The sequence below is a fragment of the Pararhodobacter sp. genome (assembly GCF_034676075.1).
GTDB lineage: Bacteria > Pseudomonadota > Alphaproteobacteria > Rhodobacterales > Rhodobacteraceae > Pararhodobacter.
The window spans coordinates 19,001-45,313 of the sequence record NZ_JAUCCQ010000020.1 but is presented as its reverse complement, the minus strand read 5'-3'; the positions used below and the strand labels follow the sequence as shown (position 1 = coordinate 45,313).

The 26,313-nt window shown below is 67.8% G+C and carries 28 protein-coding genes; 8 read left to right on the top strand and 20 right to left on the bottom strand.

Going from position 1 to position 26,313, the window contains the following annotated elements:
• Together VDQ18_RS08845 and VDQ18_RS08840 are read left to right on the top strand one after the other, a co-directional pair.
• On the top strand, positions 1-622 hold a 622-nt coding region (locus VDQ18_RS08845), incomplete at its 5' end, for a LysM peptidoglycan-binding domain-containing protein (protein ID WP_323020581.1).
• Between the two features lie 118 nt (positions 623-740).
• On the top strand, positions 741-2,585 hold the full coding sequence (locus VDQ18_RS08840) for an ABC transporter ATP-binding protein/permease (RefSeq protein ID WP_323020580.1): 1,845 nt from the start codon (positions 741-743) through the stop codon (positions 2,583-2,585).
• Between the two features lie 101 nt (positions 2,586-2,686).
• On the opposite strand, the gene VDQ18_RS08835 is transcribed toward VDQ18_RS08840, so the two are convergent.
• The 9 genes from VDQ18_RS08835 to VDQ18_RS08795 all read right to left on the bottom strand — a co-directional run bounded on the left by VDQ18_RS08835 (position 2,687) and on the right by VDQ18_RS08795 (position 10,083).
• Entirely contained in the window at positions 2,687-2,893 is a 207-nt protein-coding gene (locus VDQ18_RS08835) for a DUF2892 domain-containing protein (protein WP_323020579.1), read from the bottom strand.
• 97 nt (positions 2,894-2,990) lie between these two features.
• Positions 2,991-3,635 carry a Crp/Fnr family transcriptional regulator gene (locus tag VDQ18_RS08830; RefSeq protein WP_323020578.1) on the bottom strand — a complete coding sequence of 215 codons (645 nt, stop codon included), beginning with the start codon at positions 3,633-3,635 and terminating at the stop codon, positions 2,991-2,993.
• Positions 3,635-4,504, bottom strand: a complete 870-nt coding sequence (mmsB, locus tag VDQ18_RS08825; protein WP_323020577.1) for a 3-hydroxyisobutyrate dehydrogenase — start codon at positions 4,502-4,504, stop codon at positions 3,635-3,637. Before mmsB ends, VDQ18_RS08830 begins: the two co-directional genes overlap by 1 nt.
• Complete coding sequence (locus VDQ18_RS08820; RefSeq protein WP_323020576.1) at positions 4,501-5,148, bottom strand: glutathione S-transferase family protein; 648 nt, start codon at positions 5,146-5,148, stop codon at positions 4,501-4,503. The genes mmsB and VDQ18_RS08820 overlap by 4 nt, the downstream gene beginning before the upstream one ends.
• A 24-nt stretch (positions 5,149-5,172) precedes the next feature.
• Positions 5,173-6,195: an enoyl-CoA hydratase/isomerase family protein gene (locus VDQ18_RS08815; protein WP_323020575.1), complete on the bottom strand. Its 1,023-nt coding sequence runs from the start codon at positions 6,193-6,195 to the stop codon at positions 5,173-5,175.
• Positions 6,195-7,340 (bottom strand): acyl-CoA dehydrogenase family protein, encoded by a 1,146-nt coding sequence (locus VDQ18_RS08810; RefSeq protein ID WP_323020574.1) that lies wholly within the window; start codon positions 7,338-7,340, stop codon positions 6,195-6,197. Before VDQ18_RS08810 ends, VDQ18_RS08815 begins: the two co-directional genes overlap by 1 nt.
• Positions 7,341-7,578: 238 nt before the next feature.
• Positions 7,579-8,001 (bottom strand): hypothetical protein, encoded by a 423-nt coding sequence (locus VDQ18_RS08805; protein WP_323020573.1) that lies wholly within the window; start codon positions 7,999-8,001, stop codon positions 7,579-7,581.
• Between the two features lie 80 nt (positions 8,002-8,081).
• Positions 8,082-8,414 carry a cupredoxin family copper-binding protein gene (locus VDQ18_RS08800; RefSeq protein ID WP_323020572.1) on the bottom strand — a complete coding sequence of 111 codons (333 nt, stop codon included), beginning with the start codon at positions 8,412-8,414 and terminating at the stop codon, positions 8,082-8,084.
• A gap of 169 nt (positions 8,415-8,583) precedes the next feature.
• On the bottom strand, positions 8,584-10,083 hold the full coding sequence (locus tag VDQ18_RS08795; protein ID WP_323020571.1) for a CoA-acylating methylmalonate-semialdehyde dehydrogenase: 1,500 nt from the start codon (positions 10,081-10,083) through the stop codon (positions 8,584-8,586).
• 94 nt (positions 10,084-10,177) lie between these two features.
• Between VDQ18_RS08795 and VDQ18_RS08790 the strand changes: the two genes are divergently transcribed.
• Entirely contained in the window at positions 10,178-11,083 is a 906-nt protein-coding gene (locus VDQ18_RS08790) for a LysR family transcriptional regulator (protein ID WP_323020584.1), read from the top strand.
• On the opposite strand, the gene VDQ18_RS08785 is transcribed toward VDQ18_RS08790, so the two are convergent.
• Positions 11,065-11,700 carry a hypothetical protein gene (locus tag VDQ18_RS08785; protein ID WP_323020570.1) on the bottom strand — a complete coding sequence of 212 codons (636 nt, stop codon included), beginning with the start codon at positions 11,698-11,700 and terminating at the stop codon, positions 11,065-11,067. The two genes, VDQ18_RS08790 and VDQ18_RS08785, sit on opposite strands and share 19 nt — an antisense overlap.
• A 204-nt stretch (positions 11,701-11,904) precedes the next feature.
• Between VDQ18_RS08785 and VDQ18_RS08780 the strand changes: the two genes are divergently transcribed.
• Both VDQ18_RS08780 and coaD read left to right on the top strand, forming a co-directional pair.
• Entirely contained in the window at positions 11,905-12,336 is a 432-nt protein-coding gene (locus tag VDQ18_RS08780; protein WP_323020569.1) for a CBS domain-containing protein, read from the top strand.
• Positions 12,337-12,541: 205 nt separating this feature from the next.
• Positions 12,542-13,048, top strand: coding sequence for a pantetheine-phosphate adenylyltransferase (coaD, locus tag VDQ18_RS08775; protein WP_107750447.1), 507 nt, complete (start codon positions 12,542-12,544; stop codon positions 13,046-13,048).
• Here coaD and VDQ18_RS08770 read toward each other — a convergent pair.
• The 3 genes from VDQ18_RS08770 to gap (VDQ18_RS08760) all read right to left on the bottom strand — a co-directional run bounded on the left by VDQ18_RS08770 (position 13,045) and on the right by gap (VDQ18_RS08760) (position 17,842).
• Positions 13,045-15,549 (bottom strand): cation:proton antiporter, encoded by a 2,505-nt coding sequence (locus VDQ18_RS08770; protein ID WP_323020568.1) that lies wholly within the window; start codon positions 15,547-15,549, stop codon positions 13,045-13,047. The two genes, coaD and VDQ18_RS08770, sit on opposite strands and share 4 nt — an antisense overlap.
• A gap of 81 nt (positions 15,550-15,630) precedes the next feature.
• A complete protein-coding gene (gene gap, locus VDQ18_RS08765; protein WP_323020567.1) occupies positions 15,631-16,635 on the bottom strand; it encodes a type I glyceraldehyde-3-phosphate dehydrogenase in 1,005 nt (334 codons plus the stop codon).
• A gap of 205 nt (positions 16,636-16,840) precedes the next feature.
• Positions 16,841-17,842: a type I glyceraldehyde-3-phosphate dehydrogenase gene (gene gap / locus VDQ18_RS08760; RefSeq protein WP_107750442.1), complete on the bottom strand. Its 1,002-nt coding sequence runs from the start codon at positions 17,840-17,842 to the stop codon at positions 16,841-16,843.
• 275 nt (positions 17,843-18,117) lie between these two features.
• Here gap (VDQ18_RS08760) and VDQ18_RS08755 point away from each other — a divergent pair, with 275 nt between their 5' ends.
• The gene (locus VDQ18_RS08755; RefSeq protein WP_323020566.1) at positions 18,118-18,402 is read left to right on the top strand and encodes a DUF1294 domain-containing protein; all 285 of its coding nucleotides are present in this window, start codon (positions 18,118-18,120) and stop codon (positions 18,400-18,402) included.
• Here VDQ18_RS08755 and VDQ18_RS08750 read toward each other — a convergent pair.
• From VDQ18_RS08750 to VDQ18_RS08730, 5 genes are read right to left on the bottom strand one after another with little or no spacing between them, the layout of a single operon-like run.
• The gene (locus VDQ18_RS08750; RefSeq protein WP_323020565.1) at positions 18,399-19,451 is read right to left on the bottom strand and encodes a threonine aldolase family protein; all 1,053 of its coding nucleotides are present in this window, start codon (positions 19,449-19,451) and stop codon (positions 18,399-18,401) included. The two genes, VDQ18_RS08755 and VDQ18_RS08750, sit on opposite strands and share 4 nt — an antisense overlap.
• Positions 19,451-19,912, bottom strand: coding sequence for a YcgN family cysteine cluster protein (locus tag VDQ18_RS08745; RefSeq protein ID WP_323020564.1), 462 nt, complete (start codon positions 19,910-19,912; stop codon positions 19,451-19,453). The genes VDQ18_RS08750 and VDQ18_RS08745 overlap by 1 nt, the downstream gene beginning before the upstream one ends.
• A gap of 38 nt (positions 19,913-19,950) precedes the next feature.
• Positions 19,951-20,532: a GNAT family N-acetyltransferase gene (locus VDQ18_RS08740; RefSeq protein WP_323020563.1), complete on the bottom strand. Its 582-nt coding sequence runs from the start codon at positions 20,530-20,532 to the stop codon at positions 19,951-19,953.
• 50 nt (positions 20,533-20,582) lie between these two features.
• Complete coding sequence (locus VDQ18_RS08735; RefSeq protein WP_323020562.1) at positions 20,583-21,509, bottom strand: bifunctional riboflavin kinase/FAD synthetase; 927 nt, start codon at positions 21,507-21,509, stop codon at positions 20,583-20,585.
• A 36-nt stretch (positions 21,510-21,545) separates the two neighbouring features.
• On the bottom strand, positions 21,546-22,004 hold the full coding sequence (locus VDQ18_RS08730) for a MaoC family dehydratase (protein WP_107750436.1): 459 nt from the start codon (positions 22,002-22,004) through the stop codon (positions 21,546-21,548).
• A 236-nt stretch (positions 22,005-22,240) separates the two neighbouring features.
• On the opposite strand from VDQ18_RS08730, the gene VDQ18_RS08725 reads away from it, so the two are divergent.
• Complete coding sequence (locus VDQ18_RS08725; protein ID WP_323020561.1) at positions 22,241-23,437, top strand: MFS transporter; 1,197 nt, start codon at positions 22,241-22,243, stop codon at positions 23,435-23,437.
• On the opposite strand, the gene VDQ18_RS08720 is transcribed toward VDQ18_RS08725, so the two are convergent.
• On the bottom strand, positions 23,434-24,000 hold the full coding sequence (locus VDQ18_RS08720; protein WP_323020560.1) for an NADPH-dependent FMN reductase: 567 nt from the start codon (positions 23,998-24,000) through the stop codon (positions 23,434-23,436). The genes VDQ18_RS08725 and VDQ18_RS08720 overlap by 4 nt on opposite strands.
• Before the next feature lie 67 nt (positions 24,001-24,067).
• On the bottom strand, positions 24,068-24,949 hold the full coding sequence (locus VDQ18_RS08715; protein WP_323020559.1) for a TIGR01459 family HAD-type hydrolase: 882 nt from the start codon (positions 24,947-24,949) through the stop codon (positions 24,068-24,070).
• 104 nt (positions 24,950-25,053) lie between these two features.
• Here VDQ18_RS08715 and VDQ18_RS08710 point away from each other — a divergent pair, with 104 nt between their 5' ends.
• Positions 25,054-26,289, top strand: a complete 1,236-nt coding sequence (locus VDQ18_RS08710; protein WP_323020558.1) for an aminopeptidase — start codon at positions 25,054-25,056, stop codon at positions 26,287-26,289.
• The last annotated feature ends 24 nt before the right edge of the window (positions 26,290-26,313 follow it).

Genomic DNA, 26,313 nt, shown 5'->3' with positions numbered 1-26,313 from the left:
CGGGACGCTGGCAAGCGGTTCCGCGGCGGTCGCGGGAACCGGCAATGGTGCCGATGCGGCCATGTCAGCGGCGAGCGAGGGCTCGGACCAGGGAACGCTGGCGAGCGCCTCCGGCGCTGCCGAGGGAACCGGCAATGGCGACAGCGGGGCCTCTGTGACTGGTGGTGAGGCGGCACTCGCCGAGGCCTCCGGCACTGCCGAGGCGACGGGGAATGCCGAAAGCGGCTCGGCCAGCGCCCCGGTCCCGGGTGAGGGGGCGGCCAGTGTGACCGCGCTGGTGACCGAGTCCGGCAGCGTCCCGGCGGCGGGGAACACGGGCGGCGCAACTGCCAGCACGGCAACGGGACAGAGCGCGGCCGCCGGGGCAAACACCGGCGCCCAGACCGCCGAAGTGGCGGCATCGGCGCCAGTCTCGGGCAGTACCTTCGAGGCGGCGCCCGCCACCAGCGCGCCCCGGGTCTCGCTGATCACCGTGCAGCCGGGCCATACGCTCTGGCATATCTCGCGCGAGCGCTACGGGGCGGGAGAGCGCTATGTCATCATCTACCGCGCCAACCGCAGCCAGATCCGCAATCCCGACCTGATCTATCCCGGCCAGGTCTTCACCCTGCCCGAGAACTAGACCGCCCGGAATTGATACCGGGCGTGGCGCGGCAGGAAAGCCGTTGCGCTGACTGGTCTTGTCCGGGCGGGGGCATTACCTCTGTCCGCACGCCAGCCCTCTGCCTGCCTGGAGCCCCATGCGCTATCGCCCCTCGAAGTCTGCCCTGCCCGCCGATCCCGACCAGCCCCGCGCCTCGGGATGGGCGACCATCGCCAAGGTGGCGCCCTATCTCTGGCCTCCGGGGCAGAAGGGGCTGCGGACCCGTGTCGTGCTGGCCATGGTGGCGCTGCTGATCTCGAAGCTGATCGCCGTGGGCTCGCCCATGCTCTACAAGGCCGCCGTCGATGCGCTGGCGCCGACGCCCTTGGACGCGGGCTGGCTGGTGGGGGTGGGCGCCGTGGGCCTGACCATCGCCTATGGCCTGGCGCGGCTGATGAACAACGGCTTCCAGCAATTGCGCGACGCCTTCTTTGCCGCCGTCGGGCAGCGGGCGCTCCGGCAGCTGGCGCTGGAGACCTTCACCCATATCCACGCGCTGAGCCTGCGCTATCACCTGACGCGCAAGACCGGCGGCCTCAGCCGGATCATCGAGCGCGGCGTCAAGGGCGTTGATTTCCTGCTGCGGTTCCTGCTGTTCTCCATCGGGCCGCTGGTGCTGGAACTGCTGATGATCGCTGTGGTCATGCTGGTCCTCTTCGACGTCTGGTATCTGGCGGTGATCGTCGTCACCATCGCGCTTTACGTCTGGTTCACCTTTGCCGTGACCGAATGGCGGGTGAAGATACGCCGGGTGATGAACCAGCAGGATACGGATGCCAACCAGAAGGCCATCGACAGCCTGCTGAACTTCGAAACCGTCAAGTATTTCAACGCCGAAGAGCGTGAGGCGCGTCGCTATGACGGGGCGATGGCGGGCTATGAGGCGGCGGCGCTGAAGACGCAATATTCGCTGGCGGTGCTGAATTTCGGCCAGACGGCGCTGATCACCACGGGGCTGGTGGTGGTCATGGTCATGGCGGCGGTCGGCGTGCAGAACGGCCAGCTGACGGTCGGCGACTTCGTCATGGTCAACGCCTACATGATCCAGATCACCATGCCGCTCAACTTCCTCGGCACGGTCTATCGCGAGATCCGGCAGGCGCTGGTCGATATGGGCGAGATGTTCGGCCTGCTGGGTCAGGCGCCGGACGTGACCGAGAAGCCCGGGGCGGTGCCGCTGCGGCTGTCGGGCGGGCATGTGCGGCTGGAAGCGGTGCATTTCGCCTATGACCCGGAACGCGAGATCCTGAAGGGGATCACTGTCGACGTGCCGGCAGGGCAGAAGATCGCGCTGGTCGGGCGCTCGGGCAGCGGGAAATCGACCATCGGGCGGCTGCTCTTCCGTTTCTATGACGTGAGCGGTGGACGGCTGACCATCGACGGTCAGGATATCCGGGACGTGACGCTGGACAGCCTGCACGCGGCAATCGGCGTGGTGCCGCAGGATACCGTGCTCTTCAACGACACGATCTATTACAATATCGCCTACGGCAAGGACGACGCCACGCGGGAGGAGGTCGAGGCCGCCGCCCGCGCCGCCCGGATCCACGATTTCATCAGCATGCTGCCCGAGGGCTATCAGACCCAGGTCGGCGAGCGCGGGCTGAAGCTTTCGGGTGGCGAGAAGCAGCGGGTCGGCATCGCCCGGACGCTGCTGAAGGACCCGGCGATCCTGCTGCTGGATGAGGCGACCTCGGCGCTGGACACCCATACCGAGCGCGGCATTCAGGAGGCGCTGGCTGCGGCGGGCAGCGGGCGGACGGTGATCACCATTGCGCACCGGCTGTCCACCGTGGTCGATGCGGACCGGATCGTGGTGCTGGAAGAGGGCGTGGTGGTCGAGGAGGGCCCGCATGCCGTGCTGATGGCGCGGGGCGGGCGCTATGCCGAGATGTGGGCGCATCAGCAGGCCTCCGAGGGGCAACCGGAAGCCGCGCAATAACGACAGGGAAACGCCGCGCTCAGGCCCCCGCAAGGGGAGCCTTCGCGCGGCGTGTCGGGCCCCCTGGGGGTCCCTCCGGGCGCCCGGTTACGGGCGTTGCGTTACGGGCGCTTCACCGGGCAGGTCGACAGGCCGAAGATCGAATAGAGCGGGCAGGTGCCCACAAGGCCGGTCACCAGCGGGATGAAGCCAAGGAGGAAGGCCCAGCGATAGGCGGCCTCGGGGAAGACGAAAAAGCCTGCGAGAAGGGCGAGCCCGACGATGACGCGGAGGATGCGGTCGATGGACCCTTCGTTGCGCGTGAACATGGCGGTCTCCTTTGCTGTTCGCGGACAGGAGATGTCTAGCGCGGGCGCCCCGAGTCGGTCTGTGACGTGGTCACGCGCGCGGAGGGGCGGGGCTGCGTCATTGCGCCTCGGCCAGGCGTTTCAGCGCCGGGCGGTCACGCAGATCGACCCTGCCGCGGTCGGTGGCGACGAGGCCGCGTTTCGCCATCGCTTCCAGCCGGCGCGAGACGACCTCGCGGGCGGATCCGATGCGGGCGGCGAGTTCGGCATGCGTGGCCTCGACGGCGCCGCTGCCGCCGAGGTCCAGAAGCGCCGCGGCGAGCCGGGCCTCGACCCGGGTGAAGGCGACCCGCTCCAGCAGCGCCGTCATGTCGTTCATCCGGCTGGCGAGCGCCCGGAAGACGAAGCCGCGGAAGGCCTCGGACCGTGCCATCAGCCCGTGGAACAGGGCGGCGGGGATCACCACGATCCGCGTGTCGCTGACGCAGAGCGCCTCGCCCGAATAGGGCTCGTCGCCCAAAAGGCCCAGCGTGGTCTGGATGCAGCTTTGCCCGGGTTCGACGGCGTAGAGCAGGATCTCGCGCCCCGAAGGACCGGTGAGCGAGACCTCGATCCGCCCGGACAGGACCATGGCGAAGCCTTGCGGCGTCTCGCCCGGGCCGAAGACCCGGGCGCCGCGCGGCAAGGTCGTCACTGGCAGGGCATCGAGCCGCGCCGCCTCCTCGGGGGCGAGGCCGGGGAGGCTGGCCGCGGCCCAGCCCATCAGCCGCGTCCGCGTTTTTCGAAGCGGGGCAGCATGGCCGAGAAGTCCATGCCGCGGCCGTCCTCGCGTTCCACGAATTGCTCGTAGAGCTGGGCGGCGAGCTGGCCCATCGGCGTGTCGGCATCCGCGCTGTCGGCGGCCTGCTGGCTGAGGCGCAGGTCCTTCAGCATCAGCTCCGCCGCGAACCCGGGCTTGTAGCCGTTGTCGGCGGGGGATTTGGCGCCGACGCCGGGCGCGGGGGTATAGGCGTTCATCGTCCAGCTGTAGCCCGAGGAGGTGCTCACCACATCGAACATCTTCTGCCGGTCGAGGCCCAGCTTGTCGGCCAGCGCGAAGGCTTCGCAGGTGGCGATCATGGTGACGCCGAGGATCATGTTGTTGCAGATCTTGGCGGCCTGCCCGGCGCCCGCATCGCCGCAATGCACGGCCTTCTGGCCCATGATGTCGAAGAGCGGCTTGACCGTGGCGAAGGCCGCGTCCGATCCGCCGACCATGAAGGTGAGCGTCCCCGCGGCCGCCCCGCCGATGCCGCCCGAGACCGGCGCATCCAGCGCGCCCAGTCCCGCGGCCTCGGCCTGCTGGGCCACCGCCTTGGCGCTGTCGACATCGACCGTCGAGCAATCGCAGAGCACCGCGCCCGGCTTCATGGCCGGGATCACCTGCTCGGCCACCGTGCGCAGGATGGCGCCGTTCGGGAGCATGGTGATGACCACATCGGCGCCCGAAGCGGCCTCGGCGGCGCTTGCGGCCATGGTCAGGCCCTCGGGCTTGGCCATCGTGTCGAAGCCGGTGACGGCGTGACCCGCCTTGATCAGATTGGCGGCCATCGGCGCGCCCATGTTGCCGAGGCCGATAAAGGCGATGTTCATGATTTTTCCTCCTCAGGTTCGGGACGCCAGCCGGTGGCCATGGCCTCGGCGGCGGAATAGGGAGCGGCGGCGAAGGGCGGCTGCGCCTCGCACCAGCGCGAATGACGCATCAGCGCCGGGCGCTCGCCCAGCCGCCGCGGCTGTTTCTCGGCGAGGTATTTGGTCGCGCAGCCCAGCGCCAGATCGGCGCGGGTCAGGCGCTCGAAAACGGGCGCGGTGGCGGCGCGGTCCTCCAGCCAGTCGAGGGCGCCGGTGATCTGGGTCTGCAGGCGGGCGATGGCTTCGGGGTCCCGCAACGCGACGGGGCGGCGGATCAGCTCGCCCATCAGGAGCACCGCCTTGTCGGCCAGCGACAGCGCCACGGCCTCGACCTGGAGGACCGGCAGCATGGCGTCGCCCGCGGGGGTGAGCGAGGTCGCCGGATGCGTGGCGTCCAGCCATTCGAGGATGGCGCGGCTGTCGGTCAGCACCGCGCCCGAGGGCAAGGTCAGGACCGGCGCCTGGCCCAGCGGATTGGTCGCGCGCATCGTCTCGAAATCGCGAAAGACCGAGAGCGGGCGGCGCTGATAGGCGCAGCCGTGATGATGCAGCGCCACCGCCACCCGGCGCACGAAGGGCGAATCCATCAGGCCCCAGAGTATCATCGCGCCATCCCGTCCGCTGTTGGTTCAGAACGTCAGCTCGTCCGACCCGAGCGGCGCCAGCATGGCAGCGACCTCGGCCTCTGTCACGGCCTCGGGCGCGGGGTGCTTCCACCTTGGGTTGCGGTCCTTGTCGAGGATCTGGGCGCGCACCCCTTCGATGAAATCGCCGTGCTGCATCGAGCGCCAGGTCCAGCGGTATTCCTGCTTCAGCGCCTCTTCCAGCGTCAGCGGCGCGGGCCGCAGCATGGCCAGCGTGCAGGCCATCGACAGCGGCGAATTGCGGCGGATGGCTTTCAGCGCCGCTTGGGCGAGGGGGCTGTCGTCGCCCTCAAGCGCGGCGATGATTGCGGGCATTGTCGGGTGGCCGAACAGCCGGTCGATGCGCGATTGTTCCGCCGCCATCAGGCTTTCGGGCGTGTAGCGGACCGGCAGGGCGTCCAGATCGCCTGTCGCGCAGAGCGCGGCCTTGGTGGCGTCCCACTCCGCCTCGGGCAGGAAGCGGTTGGCGAAACCGGCGTGGATCGCGTCGCCCGGTCCCATCCGCGCCGCGGTCAGCGCGAGGTAGAGGCCCAGCTGCCCGGGCGCCCGGCCCAGAAGGTAGGTGCCGCCCACGTCGGGGATCATGCCGATGCCGCATTCGGGCATGGCCATCTGCGTCGACTCGCCCACCACCCGGTGCGGGATGTGGCAGCCATAGCCCACCCCGCCGCCCATGACGAAGCCGTGCAGGAAGCTGACGATCGGCTTGGGATAGGTCGCGAGCAGCAGGTTCATGCGGTATTCGTCGCGCCAGAAATCCCGGCCCATGGCGTAATCGCCCGCCTTGCCGGCCGCCGTCACCTGCGCGATGTCGCCGCCCGAGCAGAAGGCCCGTTCCCCCGCGCCGTCCAGAATGACCAGCGATACCGTGGGATCGTCGCGCCAGCGTTCCAGCGCTTCGGTCGTTTGCAGGCAGATGCCATGCGTCAGCGCGTTCAAGGCCTTGGGCCGGTTCAGCGTCAGGCGGCCGGCGCGGCCCTCGGTGCGGATCAGAAGCTCGGGTTCCATCAGCCCCTCTCGGCCAGCAGCGCGCGGGCGGTGATCAGGCGCATGATCTCGTTGGTGCCCTCAAGGATCTGGTGGACCCGCAGATCGCGCACGATCTTCTCGATCCCGTAATCGGCCAGATATCCGTAGCCGCCGTGCAATTGCAGGCATTGGTCGGCGACATGGCTTCCGGCTTCGGTCACGAACTTCTTGGCCATGGCGCAGAATTTGGTGGCGTCGGGGGCCTTCTGGTCCAGTTTCCATGCTGCCTGGCGCAGGAAGGTCCGCGCCGCCTGCAGCTCGATCTCCAGATCGGCGAGGCGGAATTGCAGGGCCTGGAACTGGTCGATGGTCTTGCCGAAGGCCCGCCGTTCGCCCATGTAGGCCAGCGTCTGGTCGAGCGCCGCCTGCGCGCCGCCCAGCGAACAGGCCGAGATATTGAGCCGCCCGCCATCGAGCCCGATCATCGCGTATTTGAAGCCGTCGCCCTCGGTGCCGACAAGGTTTTCGTGCGGGACCAGGCAATCGTCGAACTGCACCTGCCGCGTGGGTTGCGCGCGCCAGCCCATCTTGTCCTCGAGCCCGCCGAAGCTGAGCCCGTCACTGCCCGTTTCCACCACCAGGGTGGAAATCCCCTTCGGCCCCTCGCCGCCGGTGCGGCACATCACGACATAGGCGTCGGAATAGCCGCCGCCCGAGATGAAGGCCTTGGTCCCGTTCAGTCGGTAGCCCGCGTTCGATTTCTCGGCCCGGGTCTTGAGCGAGGCCGCGTCCGAGCCCGCGCCGGGTTCGGTCAGGCAATAGCTGAGCAGCGTCTCCATGGTCACGGCGGGGGCGAGGATCCGGGCCTTCAGATCCTCGGACCCGAACTTGTCCAGCATCGCCGCGCACATGTTGTGGATCGACAGGAAACTGGCCACCGCCGGGCAGGCCATGCTGAGCGCCTCGAACACCAGCGTGGCATCCAGACGCCCCAGCCCGGTGCCGCCCGAGGCCTCGCCGACATAGAGCCCGCCGAAGCCCAGCTCGCCCACCTTGTGCCAAAGGTCGCGCGGGATCGTGCCCTCGGCTTCCCATTGCCGGGCGAAGGGGGCGATATGCTCCTGCCCGAATTCATAGGCCATGTCGAAAATGGCGCCCTGTTCCTCGCTCAAGGCGAAATCCATGTCTGCTCCCCCCGTGGCGCATTGGAATTGAACGGGTTTTTAGCTCCCGGTTGTTGCAGCAATGTTTCAGCCGTGCCCCAGGGCCGCAAGGGCGGTCGAACCGTGACGCGGCGTCGCGCGACCGGTCGGAACGCTCTGCCCGGAGGTGCCGATTTTCCGCCTTGTCCCTGCCGCCGCACTCCCCGCCGGGGCGGCGGTTTTCGAGCGGACCGGCGAGCGCGTGGCGGGCGGGGTTTCCTCAACCCGCCGCTGACAGCAGGTCGAGCATGCGCCGCTCGGGCTGGCCGAGGATATCGAGCGCCTCGGCCTCGTGCCGCTGGATCGTCGCCATGACCGAAGTCACGCCCTGCCAGGACCGCAGGATCAGCTTGGCCATGGCGAAGCCCTCGTCATGGGGCGCGTAATAGACCAGCAGCGTCTGGATGCCGTCCGCCGGGCGGAACAGGTCGGCCTTTCCGGCCTGCAGCTTGATCAGCTCGACGATATCGTCCTCGAACCCGGTGACGTCCGACAGGTCGACCAGTTGCATCTGGCCCGGGCGACTGGCGGGGTGGCGCATGTAATCGGCGATGGCATCATGGGTGTCGCCGATGGTGACGAAGCCCGAATAATGCACGTAGACCAGGCCTCGTTCGGGCAGGATGGTGAAACTCGCGGGCAAGGGGCCTCCGGCGTGGCAGAAGGGTATCCTAATCGGATTTCCGGGCCGTTCCAGAGCCTTGTGGCCCGCGAGTTCCCGGGTCAGCCGGTGACGACGACGCGGCCGCGCATCGAGGGATGGATGGCGCAGACGTAATCGTAGGTGCCCGGTTGCGCGAAGGTCAACTCGCCCGTGCCGCCGCGGCTGAGCCGCCCGGTATCCATCCCGGCAGCCTGAAAGGTCGCGGTATGCGGCGCGCCGTCCTGATTGGTCCAGCGCACCGTGTCGCCGGCGGCAATGGTGATGGTCTGGGGGGCAAAGGCCATGCCCTGGATGGTGACGTCCTGCGTCGCGGCGGCGGCGGGCAGGGCGGCGAGGGCCGCCGGGACGGCGGCGGCGGTAATCAGGAAGCTGCGGCGGGAAATATCGGTCATGAAAGCCTCTCGGGTTGCAGTGTCGGAATGAACAGAATGCAGAAAAGGGGCCGGCGGCGCTGTTCCCACGGGAACAGAGCCTATGAAACGCTAAGGCCGCGGCACTGGTTCAGGCAAGAATTTTGATCGGTGGCAGAACAGGAAAGGGGCCCCGCAGGGCCCCTTCCGGTCAGTCCATCGCCTTGAAGTTCAAGGCCGCGCCTTCCTTGATGCCCGAAGGCCAGCGCGCGGTGATGGTCTTGGTCCGGGTGTAGAAGCGGAAGCCATCGGGGCCGTGCTGGTTCAGGTCGCCGAAGCCCGATTTCTTCCAGCCGCCGAAGGTGTGATAGGCCAGCGGCACCGGGATCGGCACGTTGATGCCGACCATGCCGATGTTGATGCGGTTCGCGAAGTCGCGGGCGGTGTCGCCGTCGCGGGTGAAGATCGCCGTGCCGTTGCCGTATTCGTGGCTGATGGCGAGGTTGATCGCTTCCTCGTAATCCTGGGCGCGGACCATCGACAGGACCGGGCCGAAGATCTCGGTCTTGTAAATGTCCATGTCGGGGGTGACATGGTCGAAGAGATGCGCGCCGACGAAGAAGCCGTCCTCGTAGCCCTGCAGCCGGAAGTCGCGCCCGTCGACCACCAGTTCCGCGCCCTGCTGGACGCCGGTTTCCACCAGCCGCAGGATGTTGGCCTTGGCGGCGGCGGTGACGACCGGGCCGAAGTCCACGTCGTCGCCCGCGGTCCAGGGGCCGATCTTCAGCTTCTCGATCTTCGGGATCAGCCGCTCGCGCAGGGCTTCCGCCGTGCCTTCGCCCACCGGCACCGCGACCGAGATCGCCATGCAGCGTTCGCCCGCCGCGCCGAAGCCCGCACCGACCAGCGCATCCGCCGCCTGATCCATGTCGGCGTCGGGCATGATGATCATGTGGTTCTTGGCGCCGCCGAAGCATTGCGCCCGCTTGCCGGTCGCCGCCGCGCGTTCGTAGATGTATTGCGCGATCGGGGTGGAGCCGACGAAGCCCACCGCCTGGATCACCGGCGAGTTGAGGATGCCGTCCACAGCTTCCTTGTCGCCGTTGACCACCTGCAGCACGCCATCGGGCAGGCCCGCTTCCTTGCAGAGCGCGGCGAGCATCAGGGGCACCGAGGGGTCACGCTCGGAGGGCTTGAGGATCATCGCGTTGCCCGAGGACAGCGCCGGGCCCATTTTCCACAGCGGGATCATGGCGGGGAAGTTGAAGGGGGTGATGCCCGCGACCACGCCCAGCGGCTGGCGCATGGAATACATGTCGATGCCCGGACCGGCCGAATCGGTGAACTCGCCCTTCAGCATCTGCGGCGCGCCGATGCAGAATTCGATCACTTCCAGCCCGCGCTGGACGTCGCCCTTGGCGTCGGGGAAGGTCTTGCCGTGTTCGGACGACAGCGCCTCGGCCAGCTTGTCCATGTCGCGGTTGATCAGGCCGACCAGTGCCATCATCACCCGCGCGCGGCGCTGCGGATTGGTGGCGCCCCAGGCGACCTGCGCCTTGGCGGCCGAGGCGATGGCGGCGTTCAGCTCTTCGGTCGAGGCGAGCGCGACCTTGGCCTGAACCTCTCCCGTCGCCGGGTTGAAGACATTGGCGAAACGCCCCGAGTTGCCGGCGACGAGCTTGCCGTCGATCCAGTGGCCGATTTCCTTCATGGGATCCTCCTGTCAGTTCGGGGCAGATTACTCTTGCAGAAATGACCTGAACAGGGGCAGTTCCTCAAAAGGCGTTTTGCAGGATTGCAAAGGTATCATGGCCGACTGGGATGATCTGAAGGTGTTTCTGGCCGTGGCGCGGGGCGAGAGCCTGTCGCGGGCCGGGCGTGTGCTGAAGCTCGACGCAGCGACGGTGGGTCGCCGCGTGGCGCGGCTGGAGGCGGCATTCGGCGCGCGGCTCTTCACCCGCTCACCGCAGGGCTATGTCCTGACCGACGAGGGCGCCCGGCTGATCGCGCCCGCCGAGGCGATCGAAGCGCAGATGGCCCGCGCGGCCGAGGCGCTGGCGGGTGCGGCCGAGGGGATCAGCGGGCAGGTGCGGATCGGTGCGCCGGACGGGGCGGCGAATTACCTGCTGCCGCAGGTCGTGGCGCGGATCGTCGCCGCCAATCCGGGACTAGAGGTGCAGATCGTCGCGCTGCCCCGCGTCTTCAGCCTGACCCGGCGCGAGGCGGATATGGTGATCGCGGTCTCAAAACCCGAGCAGGGCCGGGTCATCGCCACCAAGATCACCGATTACCGTCTGTCGCTGGCAGCGTCCGACGCCTATCTGGGCAGCGCGCCGCCGCTGGGCTCGCTGGCCGATCTGCCCGCGCATCGGGTGATCGGCTATATCCCCGACATGATTTTCGACCGCGAGCTGGATTATCTGGCCGATCTGGGGGTCGAACAGCCGCCGGTCGCGTCCAATTCCGTCTCGGTCCAGCTGAACCTGATCCGGCAGGGGGCGGGGGTGGGCGTGGTCCATGATTTCGCGCTGCCCGCGGCGCCGGGGGTGCGGCGGGTGCTGACGCGGGACTTCGGCCTCACCCGCGCCTTCCACCTGATCCGCCACGCCGACGACCGCCGCGTGCCGCGGATCGAGCGCTTCGCCGATGTGCTGGTCGCCGGGCTCAGGGCCGAGGTGGCGCGGCTCGAGGCTCAGTCGCAGGAAGGGTAGGGCTCGCCCTCGCCGGGGGCGGGGATGCAGAGGCGGGCCTGCGACAGGCTCTCGATCCGGGGGCGCCAGCGGTCGAAGGCGGCGGCATCGAAGGCGGCGCGGGCGGGGCCGCGTTCGGCCCATTGCAGGGTGTAGCTGTCCTCGGCCCCGACCATGACCAGGATGACCATTTCCTCGGAATGGTCGGTGCCGGTGACCTGCGGGCAGCCCAGATAGGCCGCGAAACTGGCCCGGCTGCCCTGATCCAGCGTCAGGGGCAGGGGCAGGGCCGCGACCTCGGCCTGGCAGGCGCCGCGATAGCCGTTGAGGAAATGCACGGCGATCGACTCGCCCACCCGGGCGGCGCCGTCGGCATCGAGGCCCTGACCCACGCCCTGATGGCCGGTCAGGGTCTGCATCTGCGTCCATTCCTCGGCACTGTCGCCCTCGGGCACCCATTCCATCAGGAAAAACCCCTCCGGCGTTTCGACCTGAAACACCGGCGCGGCAGCCAGGGTCAGGGGAAAGCTCACCACCTGGCCATAGACCGGCAGGCGCGCCTGGATCGGGCTTTGGCCCATGGCCGCCAGCGGTGAGAGAAGCGCCAGGGCAAGGGGCAGGGCAGGCAGGGCGCGCATCGGGATCCTCGCGGCGGGGGCTGTCGGGATCACGGTTTCATGCGTCCGGGCGAAGATCAAGACCATAGGCCGCGCCGCGCCCCCCTGGCGGGCAATGGGCGGGGTGTCGCCCGTGAAAGCCTTTCCAATTGAAATCAACCCTTGACAGACTCCGGTCCCAAGTGTCCGATTTCAAGGACATAGAAGGCAACGGGAGAGGCCCCCATGCTCGTCAGTCAAATCCTGAAATCGAAGGACAGCGGCGTCATCACCATCACCCCCGGTGCAACGCTGCGCGAGGTGGTCGAGCTTCTGTCGACCCGCCGGATCGGGGCCGTGGTGATCTCGAACGATGGCAAGAAGGTCAAGGGCATCGTCTCGGAACGCGACATCGTGCGCGAACTGGGCCGCGCCGGTCCCGCTTGCCTCGACCAGAAGGTCGAGGCGGTGATGACCCGGGCGATCTATGGCTGCGCGCCGGGCGACACCACCGATTCCGTGCTGGAAACGATGACCACCCGCCGCTTCCGCCACATGCCGGTGATGGAGGATAACGTCATGGTCGGTTTCATCTCGATCGGCGATGTGGTGGCGGCGCGGCTGGCGGAATTGCAGATGGAAAAGGACGCGCTGACCGGAATGATCATGGGCAATTGAGCCCAGAGGCGGCGGGTTCGGCCCGCCGCCGCAGCCTGCGGCAGGTCCGGGTCCCGGCGGCCAGCGGCGTGGTGCCTTGGGTCAGCAGACACGCGGAACGGGCCCGCCGGTGCCGCGCTGCAACATTTTCCCTCCCCTGCGCCCTTGCATCTTTTCACGCAATATTGTTGCGTTGCGGCGCAATGACATCCGCAAGGGGGACGCGATGCGCATCGGGCTTTATCCAGGCACCTTCGATCCGCTGACGCTGGGGCATATGGACATCATCAACCGCGCCTGCGCGCTGGTCGACCGGCTGGTGATCGGCGTGGCGATCAACCGTGACAAGGGGCCGCTCTTCTCGCTGGATGAACGCGTGGCGATGGTCGAGGGCGAGACGGCAGCGCTGAGCGAGCGCACCGGGGTCGAGATCGTCGTCCACCCCTTTGAAAACCTGCTGATCGATTGCGCCCGCGACGTGAACGCGGGCGTTATCATTCGCGGCCTGCGGGCGGTGGCGGATTTCGAGTATGAATTCCAGATGGTCGGCATGAACCGCGCGCTCGACGACAAGATCGAGACGGTGTTCCTGATGGCCGATGCGCGGCGGCAGGCGATCGCCTCGAAACTGGTGAAGGAAATCGCCCGGCTGGGCGGCGACGTCACCAAATTCGTGCCGGCACCGGTCAATACCGCGCTGCGCGGCCGCTTCGGCCCGGCGCTGGAGCGCTAAAGCGCCGCCAGCGCCCCGGGATCCAGCGGCATGCCGCGTTTCTCGGCGCTGGCCAGCACCGCCTGCCGCAGCGTCTCGTCGGTCTTCAGCATCTGCAGGAAGCGCGCCTCGTCGAGGGTGAGCAGCGTGCAATGGGCGATGGCCGTGGTCTGGCCGCGGCGGAAATTGCGCTTGAGCAGGGCGAGATGGCCGAACATCTCGCCCGGGCCCAGCCGCAGGATCTGCGGGCCCCGCACCTGTTCGACGGCACCCGAGGCGATGAACCAGACCTGCCGCGGCGCCTCGTCCTTTTTCAGCAGCACGGTGCCGGGGGTCACATAGACCGTTCGCATTTCGCGCATCAGCAGCTTGCGGCGGTCGACCGGCATGTCGGCGAAGAGCGGGAAGGCCGCGACGAGCGCCATGCGCTGGATCGCAAGATCCAGTTCCGGCCGCCGCGCCAGTTCACCCCGGCGGCGCGAGATTCCGACGGTCAGCGCGTGGCGCAATTCCGGCCCGATCAGCCCGTCATCGACCAGCGCCGCGTATTCGCGTTCCTCCTGCGAGAGGGCGATCTGGCGGATCAGACGGCGTTCCAGCTCCTCGGCGTAGCCGGGGAATTGCAGGCGCAGCCCGTCGAGCGCGCGGTCGGCTTCCTCGGTCCGGCGTTCCAGCAGATCGTGCAGCAGGTCGCCCACCCGTTTGCCATGGATGCGGCGGATTCGGGTGTCGATGAAACTGTGCAGGTCGCGCAGGATTGGTGCCAGCGCCACGAGGTATTCGAAGCGGTCGGCGGTCTGGCGGCCGAGCGCCCCCGAGAGCCTGAGCCGGTTGTGCAGGAAGACCGCCGTGCGGTGCCGCAGGTTCGAGCGGTGCGCCTTGCGCGCGGTGCTGAGATAGGCCAATCGGCCCCCGGTCCGCGTGCCTTCGATCAGGCGGTCGGCGTCGGCGACCATCTGCGTGGCAAGCCGCGCGGGCAGCATGCCATCGCGGAAGGCTTCGAGGATCAGATCGCGTTCGCGTCCGGCCAGGGCCACCAGCCCCAGCGTGATGCGGTCGCGGTCGGGGATCTCGGCGCCCTGGTCGGCGGCGGCAACGGCCTCGTCCACCCGTTCGGCAAAGCGCTTGGCCTCGTCGCGCACGGTTTCCCGCGCGAGGCCAAAGTCGCGGGCGGTGTCCGAGACCGTCTCGCGCACCGTCTGCAGCGCCACGGCGACGACCTGCGCAGCCAGCGCCGAATCGAGGGGCGACAGCCGGTCGAGGCCCAGCCGGTGGATCACCCACCGCAGCGACGTACCCTGCACGATCAGCGTGAAGAGCGTAAAGCCAGTGGCGACGATGCCGACCTGCCGCTTGATGTCGACGGGGATGCGGAAACTCTCGGTCACGACCAGCGCCAGCGCCAGCGTCACCGCGCCCCTGAGCCCGCCCCAGAGGATCGCCGCGCGTTGCCGCCGTTCGACCCGGGGTGAGACCTTGATCCGGGTCAGCAGTGGCATCAGCCCGAACAGGATCAGCGCCCGCGCCGCCAGCGCCGCCACCACGGTGACGCCGACCAGGAACAGGTCCCAGGGGCGGACATCGGCCAGAAGCCGCGGGATCAGGATGGCGGCCAGCACGAAGATCAGCGCCCCGGCCCAATAGCCCAGCAGGTCCCAGGTATCGTTGAGCTTGGCCTTGTTCTCGGGCGAGATCTTGCCCGGCGCGTGGAAGTTCAGCGCAAGCCCCGCCGCCACGACCGCCACCACGCCCGAGGCGCCGAGCCCGACCTCGGCCAGGATATAGGTGAGATAGGGCAGGGCGACCGACATCGACACCTGTCCCAGCGGGTGCTGGTCCAGCCGGGCCAGGGCCTCGACCGCCAGACGCCCGGCGAACCAGCCGATCAGGCTGCCGCCGATCATCAGCCAGGGGAATTGCACCACCACATCGGACAGCTGCGGGTTGGGGATGCCGAAGGCCACGAAGGCGAAGAACAGCGAGAAGAGCGCGATGGCGGCGGCGTCGTTCAAAAGGCTCTCGCCTTCGACGATGCGGGCCAGCCTAAGCGGCGCGGGCGTGGCGCGGAAGATCCCGACCACGGCCGAAGGGTCGGTGGTCGAGACGATGGCGCCGATCATCAGGCAGGCCATCAGCGGCAGATCGGCGACGGGATAGAGAGCCCAGCCCACGGCCAGCGTCGACAACACCACCGCGACCACCGCCAGCAAGAGGATCGGCACCCAATCGTCCAGCATCCGGCGCAGGTCGATGGTCAGCGAGACCTGGAAGATCAGCGTCGGCAGGAAAACATAAAGGAAGAAGTTCGACCGGATCGGCAGGTTCTGGATCAGCGTCGCCGCCGCCGTCAGCATCTCGGTCTCGCGCGAGGCGATGAGCCAGGCCGAGGCGGCGCCGATGGCGATGCCGAGCAGCGCGAGGATCACGGTGGCAGGCAGCCGCAACCGCTCGGCAAGGGGCTCGGAAAGCCCGATGACGGCGAAGAGTCCGGCGGTTACGGCAACGATTGCAACAATGTCCATGTTGTTAAGATAAAAGGAAAACCCGCGGTCGCACAGGGCCGCGGGCTCAACTTTCGGAAATGGACTGAAACAATTCGTCGTTTAGCCGAGTTTGCCGATCTCTGCCGCGGTATCGAGCATCCGGTTGGAAAAGCCCCATTCGTTGTCATACCAGGCCAGCACCCGCACCATCGTCCCGTCCATGACCTTGGTCTGGTCGAGGGCGACGATGGACGAGCGGCGGTCATGGTTGAAGTCGATCGAGACATTGGGCAGCGCGGTCACCCCCAGGATGCCCTTGAGCGGCCCCTCGGCGGCAGCGGCGGACAGGGCCGCGTTCACCTCGTCCTTCGAGGTGGCGCGGCTCGCCTCGATCACCAGATCCACGGCCGAGACATTGGGCGTGGGCACCCGGATCGCCACGCCGTCGAGCTTGCCGTCGAGTTCGGGCAGCACCAGCCCCACCGCCTTGGCAGCGCCGGTCGAGGTGGGGATCATGCTGAGCGCCGCGGCACGGGCGCGATAGAGATCCTTGTGCAGCGTGTCCAGCGTCGGCTGGTCGCCGGTGTAGCTGTGGATCGTCGTCATGAAACCCTTGTTGATGCCAATCGTGTCGTTCAGCACCTTGGCCACCGGGCTCAGGCAATTGGTGGTGCACGAGGCGTTCGAGATGATCTTGTGCTCGGGCTTCAGCACCTTGTGGTTCACGCCATAGACCACGGTCGCATCGGCACCTTTCGAGGGGGCCGAGACCAGCACCCGCGTCGCGCCATTCTCCAGATGCACGCGGGCCTTTTCGGCATCGGTGAAGATGCCGGTGCATTCCAGCACCACATCGACGTGCTGCCAGGGCAGTTCGGCCGGGTTGCGGATGGCGGTGACCTGGATGCGGCCGGCGCCGACATCCATCCAATCGTCGCCCGTCGTGACCTCGCCGTCATAGCGGCCATGGACGGAATCGAAGCGCATCAGATGCGCGTTGGTCTCCACCGGGCCGAGGTCGTTGATGGCGACGACCTGAAGGTCCGAGCGCTTCTGGTCCATCAGCGCGCGCAGGACAAGGCGGCCGATGCGGCCGAAGCCATTGATGGCAAGTGTGGTGGTCATGAAAGCTCCGGGCCCCGGGGAGGCTGCGGTCGGGGCGCATTGTTTGCGCTAACACCACAAATCGACGGAAAAGTCAACCTCCGCGGGGGGCCGGGCGGGACGCTGCCCCAGGCGGGAGCGTCCCACTCGCGCAGAAGGAAGATGAAAAAAGGGCCCGTCCGAAGACAGGCCCTGGCACTCGGAAAGAACCCGAATGTCTGGCAGATCAGATCAGGCGACCCATGGCGCCGGCCACATCGGCCATGCGGCACGAGAAGCCCCATTCATTGTCATACCAGGCCAGCACCCGCACCGTGCGCTTGCCGACGACCTTGGTCTGGTCGGGGGCGAAGATCGACGAATGCGTGGTGTGGTTGAAGTCGATGGAGACCTTGGGCTCGGGGTCATAGGCCAGAACATGGCCCATGGCACCGGCGGCGGCCTCGCGCATGATCTCGTTGACGTCGGCGACGGTCACGTCCTTGCCGGCGACGAAGGTCAGGTCCACGGCCGAGACGTTCGGGGTGGGGACGCGGATCGCGGTGCCGTCGAGGCGCCCGGCCAGTTCCGGCAGCACTTCGCCCAGCGCCTTGGCGGCGCCGGTCGAGGTTGGGATCATCGCCATGGCGGCGGCGCGGGCGCGGTAGAGGTCCTTGTGGCGGCGGTCCAGCGTCGGCTGGTCGCCGGTGTAGCTGTGGATCGTGGTCATGATGCCCGATTCGATGCCGATGGCGTCGTTCAGGACCTTGGCCAGCGGCGCCAGGCAGTTGGTGGTGCAGGACCCGTTCGAGACGACCAGATGCTCGGCGGTCAGGGCGCGGTGGTTCACGCCGTAGACGATGGTCTTGTCGGCGTTCTTGGCCGGGGCCGAGACCAGCACGCGCTTGGCGCCGCGGCCCAGGTGCACGGCGGCCTTGTTGCGGTCGTTGAACTTGCCGGTGCATTCCAGCACCACGTCCACGCCCTGCCAGTCCAGTTCCTCGGGGTTGTAGGTCGACATCACCCGGATCGGGCCACGCCCCAGGTCCAGCTGGTTGCCTTCGACCCGGACGGTGCCGGGGAAGCGGCCATGGACCGAATCGTATTTCAGAAGATGGGCGTTGGTCTCGATGGGGCCGGTCGCGTTGATGGCGACGACCTCGACATCGTTGCGGGCGCTTTCCGCGATATGGGCCAGCGTGCAGCGGCCAATGCGACCGAAACCGTTGATACCGATGGTGATGGTCATGGTGTGTCTCCGTCAGGGGTCGGATGGGCGTCGGGGCGAAGGGGAGGGCGCCGCCGGCCGGGCCGAAGCATGCGCAGGGTATACCGGTTCGAAGGTGGCAGAGAAAGGGCGAAAAGCGATATTTCGCAAGGCGTTAGCGCAAACCGGGGGTTTCCCGCCCCTGTTTGCGTTAACGCCGTGGCCTCGGCCTCATGTCAGACAGGCCCCTGACTGGCATTGCATCGCCCCGCGCCAGAACCTATGAGGGCGCCACGAGTCAACCGCCGGGGCATAGGGTGTTTCTGACACTGGCCATTCTCTATCTGATCGTCCTGAACGGAGCGGCCTATGTCGCCTTTGCCCGCGACAAGGCGGCGGCGATCGAGGGGCGGCGCCGGATCTCCGAGGACAGGCTTCTGGCGCTGGCCTTCCTGGGCGGCTCGATCGGCGCGAAAGTGGCGCAGATGGCGCTGCGCCACAAGATCCGCAAGGAACCCTTCCGCCAGCAGCTCAACGGCATCATCGCCGTGCAGATCGTGGCGCTGGCGGCGGTCTTTGCCCTGTCCTACATGGCCCGTTAGAGCGCGGCTTTCAGCAACGACAGGAACTGGTCGATCTGCGCCTCACTCGTCGACCACGAGGTCACGAGCCTGCATTGCTGCGGATGCGCGGGACCGGCGCCTTCCGGCGGCGGGGCGGGCCAGTCGTAATAGACCGCGCCCGCGGCCCTGAGCGCCTGATGCGCGGCCAGCGGGAATTCCGCAAAGAGGATATTGCCGCCCCGGGGATGCACCAGCCGCACGCCCGCCGCGATCAGCCCGGCCTGCAGGCGTTCAGCCCAGGCATTGGCCTTGCCCGCCAGATCGAGCCACAGGTCATCGGTCAGATAGGCGTCCATCTGCGCGCTGAGATAGCGGTGCTTCGAGAACAGATGCCCGCCGCGCTTGCGCCTGAGTTCGAATTCCCAGGCCTTGGCGGGATCGAAGAAGATCACCGCCTCGACCCCCATCAGCCCGTTCTTGGTGCCGCCGAAGGACACGACATCGACACCGGCCTTCCAGGTCATCTCGGCGGGGGTGCAGCCCTCGGCCACCAGCGCATTGGTGAAACGCGCGCCGTCCAGATGCACCGCCAGCCCCTTGGCCTTGGCCATGCCCGCCAGTCGGGCGATCTCGGCCGCCGAGTAACGTGCGCCGCGTTCGGTCAGGTTGGTCAGCGACAGAAGGCCGGGCTGCGGGTGGTGCACGCCGCTGGGCATCGCGGACAGCACCTGAGCGAAGGCCTCAGCGTCGATCTTGGCGTCGGCGCCTTCCAGCAGTGTGAGCTTGGCGCCACCCGCGAAGAATTCGGGCGCGTTGCACTCATCTTCCTCGATATGGGCATGGCGGTGGCAGTAGATCTGGCTCCAGGGCTGGACATAGGTGGCGATGGCCAGCGAATTGGCGGCGGTGCCAGTGGCGACCAGATAGACCGCGGCCTCGGGCGCCTCGAAGATCCGGCGGATCTTGGCCCGGACGCTGTCCATCAGCGTGTCGGCGCCATAGCCCAGCGCATAGCCCTCGCTGGCCTGGGTCAGCGCGGCGAGGACCGGGGCAGGGATGCCCGAGGTGTTGTCAGAGGCGAAAAACATCAGATTTCCTCGTCGATGATGTAGTCTTCCCAGTCTTCCTCGGGGATCTCGAATTCGCCGAGGGTCTGGCCCTGCACCGAATGCCCGCCCTCATGCACCGTCGCCGTGCTGCCCGAGATCAGCGGGTGCCAGTCGGCCAGCCCACGCCCCTCGTTCAGCCGCCGATAGGCGCAGGATTTCGGCATCCAATAGGAAATGTCGGCCAGCGTGTCGGGGGTGAGCACCACGCATTCGGGCACGATGCTCTTGCGGATCGCGTAGTTCGAGCATTGGCAGGTCGCGTCATCGAACAGCCGGCAGGCGATGCGGGTGAACCAGACTTCGCCGGTATCCGCATCCTCCAGCTTGTTCAGACAGCATTTGCCGCAGCCGTCGCAGAGCGCTTCCCATTCGGCGGGGTTCATCTTGTTCAGCGGCACGCGTTCCCAGAAACGCGGCCTGAGAGGGGGGGTCTTGGCCATGGCGCGACCCTAGCGTTTCACGCGCGAAAGAAAAGGGGTCAGAGCGTGAAGCGCATCAGCGGGCGGTTGGGTTTCTGGCGGGCGACGGTCGCGAACCCGGCCCTTTCGAAGACCGCGGTCGAGCCGACGAAGAGACCGACGGATTTCGACTGCTTGGCCTGATCCATCGGGCTTGCCTCCAGCACCCTTGCGCCCTGGGCGCGGGCGTGGTCGATCCCGGCCTCGACCATCGCATGGCTGAGGCCCCGGCCCCGCGCCTTCGGGCGCAGGAAGAAGCAGGTGATGGCCCAGACGGCGGGGTCGTCGGCGGGCGCATCGGGCAGCGGGGTGGAGGAGCGGCGGGGATTGTTCCACTCGGGCACATCGGCACGGGGGCCGATCTGCATCCAGCCCTGCGGGTCGCCGTCGAGATAGAGCAGCAGCCCCGGCGGCGGACCGGCCTCGATCTTGCCCAGCATCAGGTCGCGCTTTTCGTCGCCGGTCATCGCCGCGCGGGCCTTGGGCGGCAGGCGGAAATAGGTGCACCAGCAGCCATAGCAGGCGCCGTTCGGCCCCATGACGGTCAGGAAATCGTCCCGGTACTCGGGGGTCAGTGGGCGGATGGTCAGGGCGTCGGACATGCGGCTTCCTCGCGAATGTTCCGCAAGTGTTCCGCCTGCCGCCGGCGCTGTCAACCCCGGGCGAGGATCGCCCGCGCCCGCTCGCTGTCGGCGTCCATCTGGTCGATCAGCGCCTGGAGCCCGTCGAACTTGGCCTCGGGCCGCAGATATTCGACCAGCGCGACCGACAGGTGCTGCCCGTAAAGGTCGCCTGCGAAATCAAAGAGATGCACCTCGAAATTCGGCTTGTTCTCGCCAAACATCGGCCGCACGCCCAGGCTGGCCACCCCGTCATAAAAGCCCCGGTGCGGACCGCCCAGAACCTCGACCTTCACGGCATAGACGCCGAGGCGGGGCAGGTGCAGCCCTTCGACCGCCATATTGGCCGTGGGATAGCCCAGCGCCCGGCCGCGCTTTTCGCCGTGCAAGACCTCGCCGTCGATGCGGTGGTAATGGCCCAGCATGTCGGCCGCGTCCTGCACCCGGCCCTCGGCCAGCGCCGTGCGGATCGCGGTCGACGAGATCGCGCCGTCCTCGCCGCCGACCAGCGGCTGGATCGTCACGTCAAAACCGAAGCGGCGGCCCAGATCCTGCAGCACCGCGGCGGTTCCGGCGCGGCCCTTGCCGAACTGGAAATCGGCGCCGACGACGACATGGGTGATGCCCAGCCCCTCGACCAGAACCTCGCGCGCGAAATCCTCGGGGGTGAGCCCGGCCAGAGCGCGGGTGAAGGGCAGTTCGTAAAGCCGCGAGACGCCGAGCTTCGCCAGGCGGTTCTGCCGCGCCTCGGCATTCATCAGCCGGAACGGCGGCGCGTCGGGGGCGAAGACCTGCCGGGGATGCGGCTCGAAGGTGATGACGCCCAGCGGCGCATCGGGGCGGCGGGCGGCGTCGATCACCGCCTGATGGCCGCGATGGACGCCGTCGAAATTGCCCATCGCCACCGAAGCGCCCTTCAGCGCCGGGTCGATGTCGGTCCAGGTGGTGATCAGCTGCATTCTGCCCCGCGGCCCGGTCGCGCCGGGCGCGACACGTCAGTCGAACTTGCGGCTGGGCGCCAGAACCAGCGCTTCGCCCTTCAGGACGGTGGTATTGCCCACAAGGCACCGACAATCAAGGGTGACGCGGCGCTTGGCGTAATCGATCTCGCGCACCGAGACCTCGGCAGTGACCACATCGCCCGGACGGACCGGGGCCAGGAACTTGAGGCTCTGGCCCAGATAGATCGTGCCATGGCCGGGCAGTTGCTCGCCGATGACCGCCGAGATCAGGCCCGCGGTCAGCATGCCATGGGCGATGCGCCCCTCGAAGATCGTGTCGCGGGCATACTCGTCGTCCAGGTGCACCGGATTGCGGTCGGTCGAGACCTCGGCGAACAGCTCGATGTCGCGGTCGGTGATTTCCTTGCGCAGGTGGCGCATGAGACCGACCTCGAGATCCTCGATGCAGATCGTGCCGCGGGGCAGGTTGTCGTTCGGGCGGATGTCGAGCATGGCGCTTTTTCCGGGCTGATTTCCCATGGGAGACTCATGGTTTCGCTGCAATGCAACATAGCGGGTCCGGCGGGGTGCGGCAAGATACTTGGGTAATTAATGTTCAATCATTGCCAAAAAGTCGCAATTTAATTGCTTGTCCGTTTTGCTGGCCTCCCGGCAATTTCCCCGACAACGCTAAACACGTGTAGAAATCCCCGCGCCAAGCGGCTAGCCAAGGCGCCGAGGAGATTTCCATGCAGCGCCGAGAACGAACCGCCTGGGCCGCCGTGGCCCTGATCACGCTGGCCGGTGCCATGGCCTCGGCCCAGGTCGGCAAGCTGCCGCCCGCCCTGCCGCTGATCCGCGAGGAGCTGGGCTTCGGCCTGGTCGCCGGGGGCTTCGTGCTTTCGGTCTTCAACGTGCTGGGGATGAGCATCGCCGTGCTGGTCGGCGGTCTGGCCGAGCGGATCGGCCGGGCGCGGATGGTGGGTCTGGGTTTTGCCTCGATCATGGCGGGCTCGGCGCTTGGCGCGCTGGCGCCCGATATCGCCGTCCTGATGGCCAGCCGGCTGGTCGAGGGCGTGGGCTTCGTCGCCATCACCGTGGCCTTGCCCTATGCGATGGTCGCGGCGTCGGCGCCGCGCGATCAAGGCATGGTGCTGGGGATCTGGAGCATCTACCACCCGACCGGGATGGCGGCGACGATGCTGCTGGCGCCGGTGGCGTTGCAGTCGGTCGGCTGGCGGGGCCTGTGGTGGATCATCGGCGCGCTGGTGCCGCTGGTGGCCTGGGCCGTGTTGCGGCAGATGCGGCGGCTGGAACTGCCGCCGCCCTCGCAGACGCCATTCCTCACGCTGGCGCGCGAGGCGATGGGCGTGCGCGGGCTGCAATTGGTGGCGCTGGTCTTCTTCGCCTATGCCTTCCAATGGGTGACGCTGATGGCCTGGCTGCCGACCTTCCTGACCGAGAGTGTCGGCGCCGATCTCGCCTTCGCCGCGCTGATGACGGCGCTGGTGGTGCTGATCAACGTGCCGGGCTGCCTGTTCGGCGGTGCGCTGGTGCGGCGGGGCTTCCGGCCGGGGCCGATGATTCTGACCGGCACTGCGATCATGGCGCTGTGCACGCTGGGGATCTTCCTGCCGGGGCCCCCGGTGGGCGCCCGGCTGGCGCTGTGCCTGGTGTTCTCGTTCTGGGGCGGGCTGGTGCCGCCTGCGCTCTTCACCAGCGTGCCGCGGTTCGCGCCCTCGATCCGCCATGTCAGCGCCGGGAACGGCATGCTGATGCAGGGCTCGGCGCTGGGGCAGTTCATCGGCGCGCCGCTGGTGGCGGCAGCCGTCGCCATCGGCGGCGGCAACTGGGTCTGGGCGCTGGTGCCGATGCTGGCCTTCTGCGCGCTGACCGCGCTGGGGGGGCTGATGCTGGGCCGCCAGCCCGCCCCGTCAGGCCTTTAGGCGCGGATCGTCTTCAGGGCCTTGGCCCATTTGGCGGTCTCGTCCAGCATCAGGGTCAGGCCTTCGACCATCTTCTCGTTGCCGTTGAAGACGCCCTTGTCGTCGATGTGGTTGGCGAACATCGGCAGCGGCACCGATTGCGGCACGGCCATCACGCCCATGTTGCCCAGAAGGCCCCGCAGCACCTGCGACGAGCGCAGCCCGCCCGAGATCCCGCCATAGGACACCACGCCCGCTGCCTTGTATTTCCATTCCTGGCTCAGGCACTGGATGGCGTTGACCAGCGCGGCCGGGGCGAAGAAATCGTATTCCGGCGTGACGAAGACGAAGGCATCCGCGGCCTCGATGGCCCGGCTCCAGCGCTTGGTGTGCTCGTGCTGGTAATCCTTCATCGCCGGATGCTTGGGCTCGTCGAGGAGCGGCAGCTCCATATCGGCGAGGTCGATCTCGGTCACCGAGAGGCCGGATTGACCGCGGGCGACCTCGGCCACCCATCGGGCGATGGCGGGGCCCTTGCGGCCGGGGCGGGTGGAGCCGGTGATGATGGCGAGGGTCAGGGTCATGGGAGTTCCGTTTCTGTGGCGGGTGATTGGGTCACGAGGTAATGCCGGGCCGGGTCACAGCAAGGGTTCAGCGCAACCGGCCCATGCTGTAGCGGGGCGAAAGCCCGTTTTCCGCCAGCCAGGCGTCGAGGAGCGCTGCCTCCGGCGCCTCGACATCGGCGCCGAACCGCGCCGCTTCCAGCCCGCCGGTGATGAAGAGTGCGTCGATCCCCTCGGCCTGGGCGCCCTTGATGTCGGTGCGGAAGCCGTCGCCGATGGCCAGCACCGCATCGTTGTCGACGCTGATGCCCTTTTCGGCCAGCGCGCTGCGGGCGGTGTCATAGACCGGCGGATAGGGCTTGCCGAACTGGAGCACCTCGCCGCCCATCTCGGCGTAAAGCTCGGCCAGCGCGCCCGCGCAGTAAATTCTTGTATCGCCGAAATCCACCACCAGATCGGGGTTGGCGCAGAGCATCTTCAGCCCGCGCACCTTGGCGCTGAGGAACCGGCCCCGATAATCCTCGGGCGTTTCGTTGAACTCGTCGAAGGGGCCGGTGCAGATGATGCCCTCGGCCTCCTCAAGACTGACGCGCTCGATGGGCGGCTGGTCCTTGAGCCACTCGGGGATCAGGGTGAACAGATCCTCATCCTTGCCCGGGCCAAGGTGCCAGAGCTTGCGCCCGGCCGCGCCCTGCAGCATCGCCACCTGCGTCGCGTCGCCCGAGGCGGCGATGGCGTCATAGGCGTCTTCCGGCAGGCCCATCTGATCGAGGCGCCGCTTCACCGCGTGCTTGGTGCGCGGCGCGTTGGTCAGCAACACCACGGCGCCGCCCTTCTTGCGGAACGCCTGCAGCGCGGAAACTGCCTGCGGGAACAGGGCCTTGCCGTTGTGCAGGCAACCCCAGAGGTCGCAATAGAGCACGTCATAGGGGGCGGAGATCTCGGCGAGCGAGGCGATGATCCGGGTCAAGTGTTCCTCCGGGAGCGTTGAAGTCTGGGGGCGTTGACGGCAGGCAGAGGGGGTTTATCCTTCCGGGCGCAAGGGGGCAACGCCCCGTATCCGAAGGAAACGCGATGCAAGACCCGATAGATCCCGTCAAACTGGACCGGCTGGCGCAAGTCGCCGTCAAGGTGGGGCTGAACCTGCAACCGGGGCAGGATCTGGTGATGACCGCGCCGGTCTCGGCCCTGCCGCTGGTGCGGCGGATCGCCGAGCACGCCTACAAGGCGGGCGCCGGGCTGGTCACGCCGATCCTGTCGGACGACGCGGTGACGCTGGCCCGCTACCGCCATGCGCGGGACGAGTCCTTCGACGCGGCGGCGGGCTGGCTCTATGACGGGATGGCGGCGGCCTATGACAAGGGCGCGGCGCGGCTGGCGATCGCCGGGGGCGATCCGATGCTGCTGTCGAACGAGGACCCGGACAAGGTGGGCCGTGCCAACCGCGCCATGTCGATGGCCTATTCCAGCGCCCGCGACCGGATCACGCGGTTTGCGACGAACTGGACCATCGTCGCCTGGCCGGATGCCGCCTGGGCGCGGCTGGTCTCGCCCGACCTCTCCGAACACGACGCGCAGCGCAAGCTGGCCGAGGCGATCTTCGCCGCCTCGCGCGTCGATGACGACGATGCCGTGGCAAGGTGGGAAGCGCATAACGAAGAACTCGGCCGCCGCGCCGCCTGGCTCGACGGGCAGAATTTCGCCTCCCTGCATTTCACCGGGCCGGGGACCGACCTGTCGGTGGGGCTGGCGGATGGCCACAAATGGGTGGCGGGCGCGACCGAGACGCTGAGCGGGATCCTCTGCAACCCCAACATCCCGACCGAGGAGGTCTTCACCACGCCGCACCGGCTGCGGGTCTCGGGCCATGTCTCGGCCACCAAGCCGCTGTCGCATCAGGGCACGCTGATCGAGGAGATCCGCGTGCGCTTCGAGGACGGAAGGATCGTCGAGGCCCATGCCTCGAAGGGCGAGGGCGTCTTGCAGAAGGTGCTCGACACCGACGAGGGTGCGCGGCGGCTGGGCGAGGTGGCGCTGGTGCCCCATGCCTCGCCCATCTCGCAATCGGGGATGCTGTTCTACAACACGCTCTTTGACGAGAATGCCGCGAGCCATATCGCGCTGGGGCAGTGCTATTCGACCTGCTTCCAGGGCGGCGACACGATGGACAATGACGAGGTCGCGCGGCGTGGCGGCAACGCCAGCGCCATCCACATCGACTGGATGATCGGCTCGGACAAGATCGACATCGACGGCGTCAGCCAGTCGGGCGAGACGGTCCCGGTGATGCGCAAGGGCGCCTGGGTCTGAGGATCCGGTAGGATGGGCAATATT

What these genes read in the sequence shown, in the direction of transcription:
- VDQ18_RS08815 (WP_323020575.1), bottom strand. Translation starts at nt 6,195, where the DNA reads ATGGAACCCGAGCTTCTGATCCGCACCGAGGGCCGCGCCGGCCGCCTG.
- VDQ18_RS08785 (WP_323020570.1), bottom strand. Translation starts at nt 11,700, where the DNA reads ATGCGCGCCCTGCCTGCCCTGCCCCTTGCCCTGGCGCTTCTCTCACCG.
- VDQ18_RS08720 (WP_323020560.1), bottom strand. Translation starts at nt 24,000, where the DNA reads ATGACCCTGACCCTCGCCATCATCACCGGCTCCACCCGCCCCGGCCGC.
- coaD (WP_107750447.1), top strand. Translation starts at nt 12,542, where the DNA reads ATGCGCATCGGGCTTTATCCAGGCACCTTCGATCCGCTGACGCTGGGG.
- VDQ18_RS08820 (WP_323020576.1), bottom strand. Translation starts at nt 5,148, where the DNA reads ATGATACTCTGGGGCCTGATGGATTCGCCCTTCGTGCGCCGGGTGGCG.
- VDQ18_RS08730 (WP_107750436.1), bottom strand. Translation starts at nt 22,004, where the DNA reads ATGCTCGACATCCGCCCGAACGACAACCTGCCCCGCGGCACGATCTGC.
- VDQ18_RS08770 (WP_323020568.1), bottom strand. Translation starts at nt 15,549, where the DNA reads ATGGACATTGTTGCAATCGTTGCCGTAACCGCCGGACTCTTCGCCGTC.
- VDQ18_RS08725 (WP_323020561.1), top strand. Translation starts at nt 22,241, where the DNA reads ATGCAGCGCCGAGAACGAACCGCCTGGGCCGCCGTGGCCCTGATCACG.
- VDQ18_RS08840 (WP_323020580.1), top strand. Translation starts at nt 741, where the DNA reads ATGCGCTATCGCCCCTCGAAGTCTGCCCTGCCCGCCGATCCCGACCAG.
- VDQ18_RS08740 (WP_323020563.1), bottom strand. Translation starts at nt 20,532, where the DNA reads ATGTCCGACGCCCTGACCATCCGCCCACTGACCCCCGAGTACCGGGAC.
- VDQ18_RS08800 (WP_323020572.1), bottom strand. Translation starts at nt 8,414, where the DNA reads ATGACCGATATTTCCCGCCGCAGCTTCCTGATTACCGCCGCCGCCGTC.
- VDQ18_RS08780 (WP_323020569.1), top strand. Translation starts at nt 11,905, where the DNA reads ATGCTCGTCAGTCAAATCCTGAAATCGAAGGACAGCGGCGTCATCACC.
- gap (WP_107750442.1), bottom strand. Translation starts at nt 17,842, where the DNA reads ATGACCATCACCATCGGTATCAACGGTTTCGGTCGCATTGGCCGCTGC.
- VDQ18_RS08750 (WP_323020565.1), bottom strand. Translation starts at nt 19,451, where the DNA reads ATGTTTTTCGCCTCTGACAACACCTCGGGCATCCCTGCCCCGGTCCTC.
- gap (WP_323020567.1), bottom strand. Translation starts at nt 16,635, where the DNA reads ATGACCACCACACTTGCCATCAATGGCTTCGGCCGCATCGGCCGCCTT.
- VDQ18_RS08745 (WP_323020564.1), bottom strand. Translation starts at nt 19,912, where the DNA reads ATGGCCAAGACCCCCCCTCTCAGGCCGCGTTTCTGGGAACGCGTGCCG.
- VDQ18_RS08735 (WP_323020562.1), bottom strand. Translation starts at nt 21,509, where the DNA reads ATGCAGCTGATCACCACCTGGACCGACATCGACCCGGCGCTGAAGGGC.
- VDQ18_RS08795 (WP_323020571.1), bottom strand. Translation starts at nt 10,083, where the DNA reads ATGAAGGAAATCGGCCACTGGATCGACGGCAAGCTCGTCGCCGGCAAC.
- VDQ18_RS08830 (WP_323020578.1), bottom strand. Translation starts at nt 3,635, where the DNA reads ATGGGCTGGGCCGCGGCCAGCCTCCCCGGCCTCGCCCCCGAGGAGGCG.
- VDQ18_RS08810 (WP_323020574.1), bottom strand. Translation starts at nt 7,340, where the DNA reads ATGGATTTCGCCTTGAGCGAGGAACAGGGCGCCATTTTCGACATGGCC.
- VDQ18_RS08835 (WP_323020579.1), bottom strand. Translation starts at nt 2,893, where the DNA reads ATGTTCACGCGCAACGAAGGGTCCATCGACCGCATCCTCCGCGTCATC.
- mmsB (WP_323020577.1), bottom strand. Translation starts at nt 4,504, where the DNA reads ATGAACATCGCCTTTATCGGCCTCGGCAACATGGGCGCGCCGATGGCC.
- VDQ18_RS08710 (WP_323020558.1), top strand. Translation starts at nt 25,054, where the DNA reads ATGCAAGACCCGATAGATCCCGTCAAACTGGACCGGCTGGCGCAAGTC.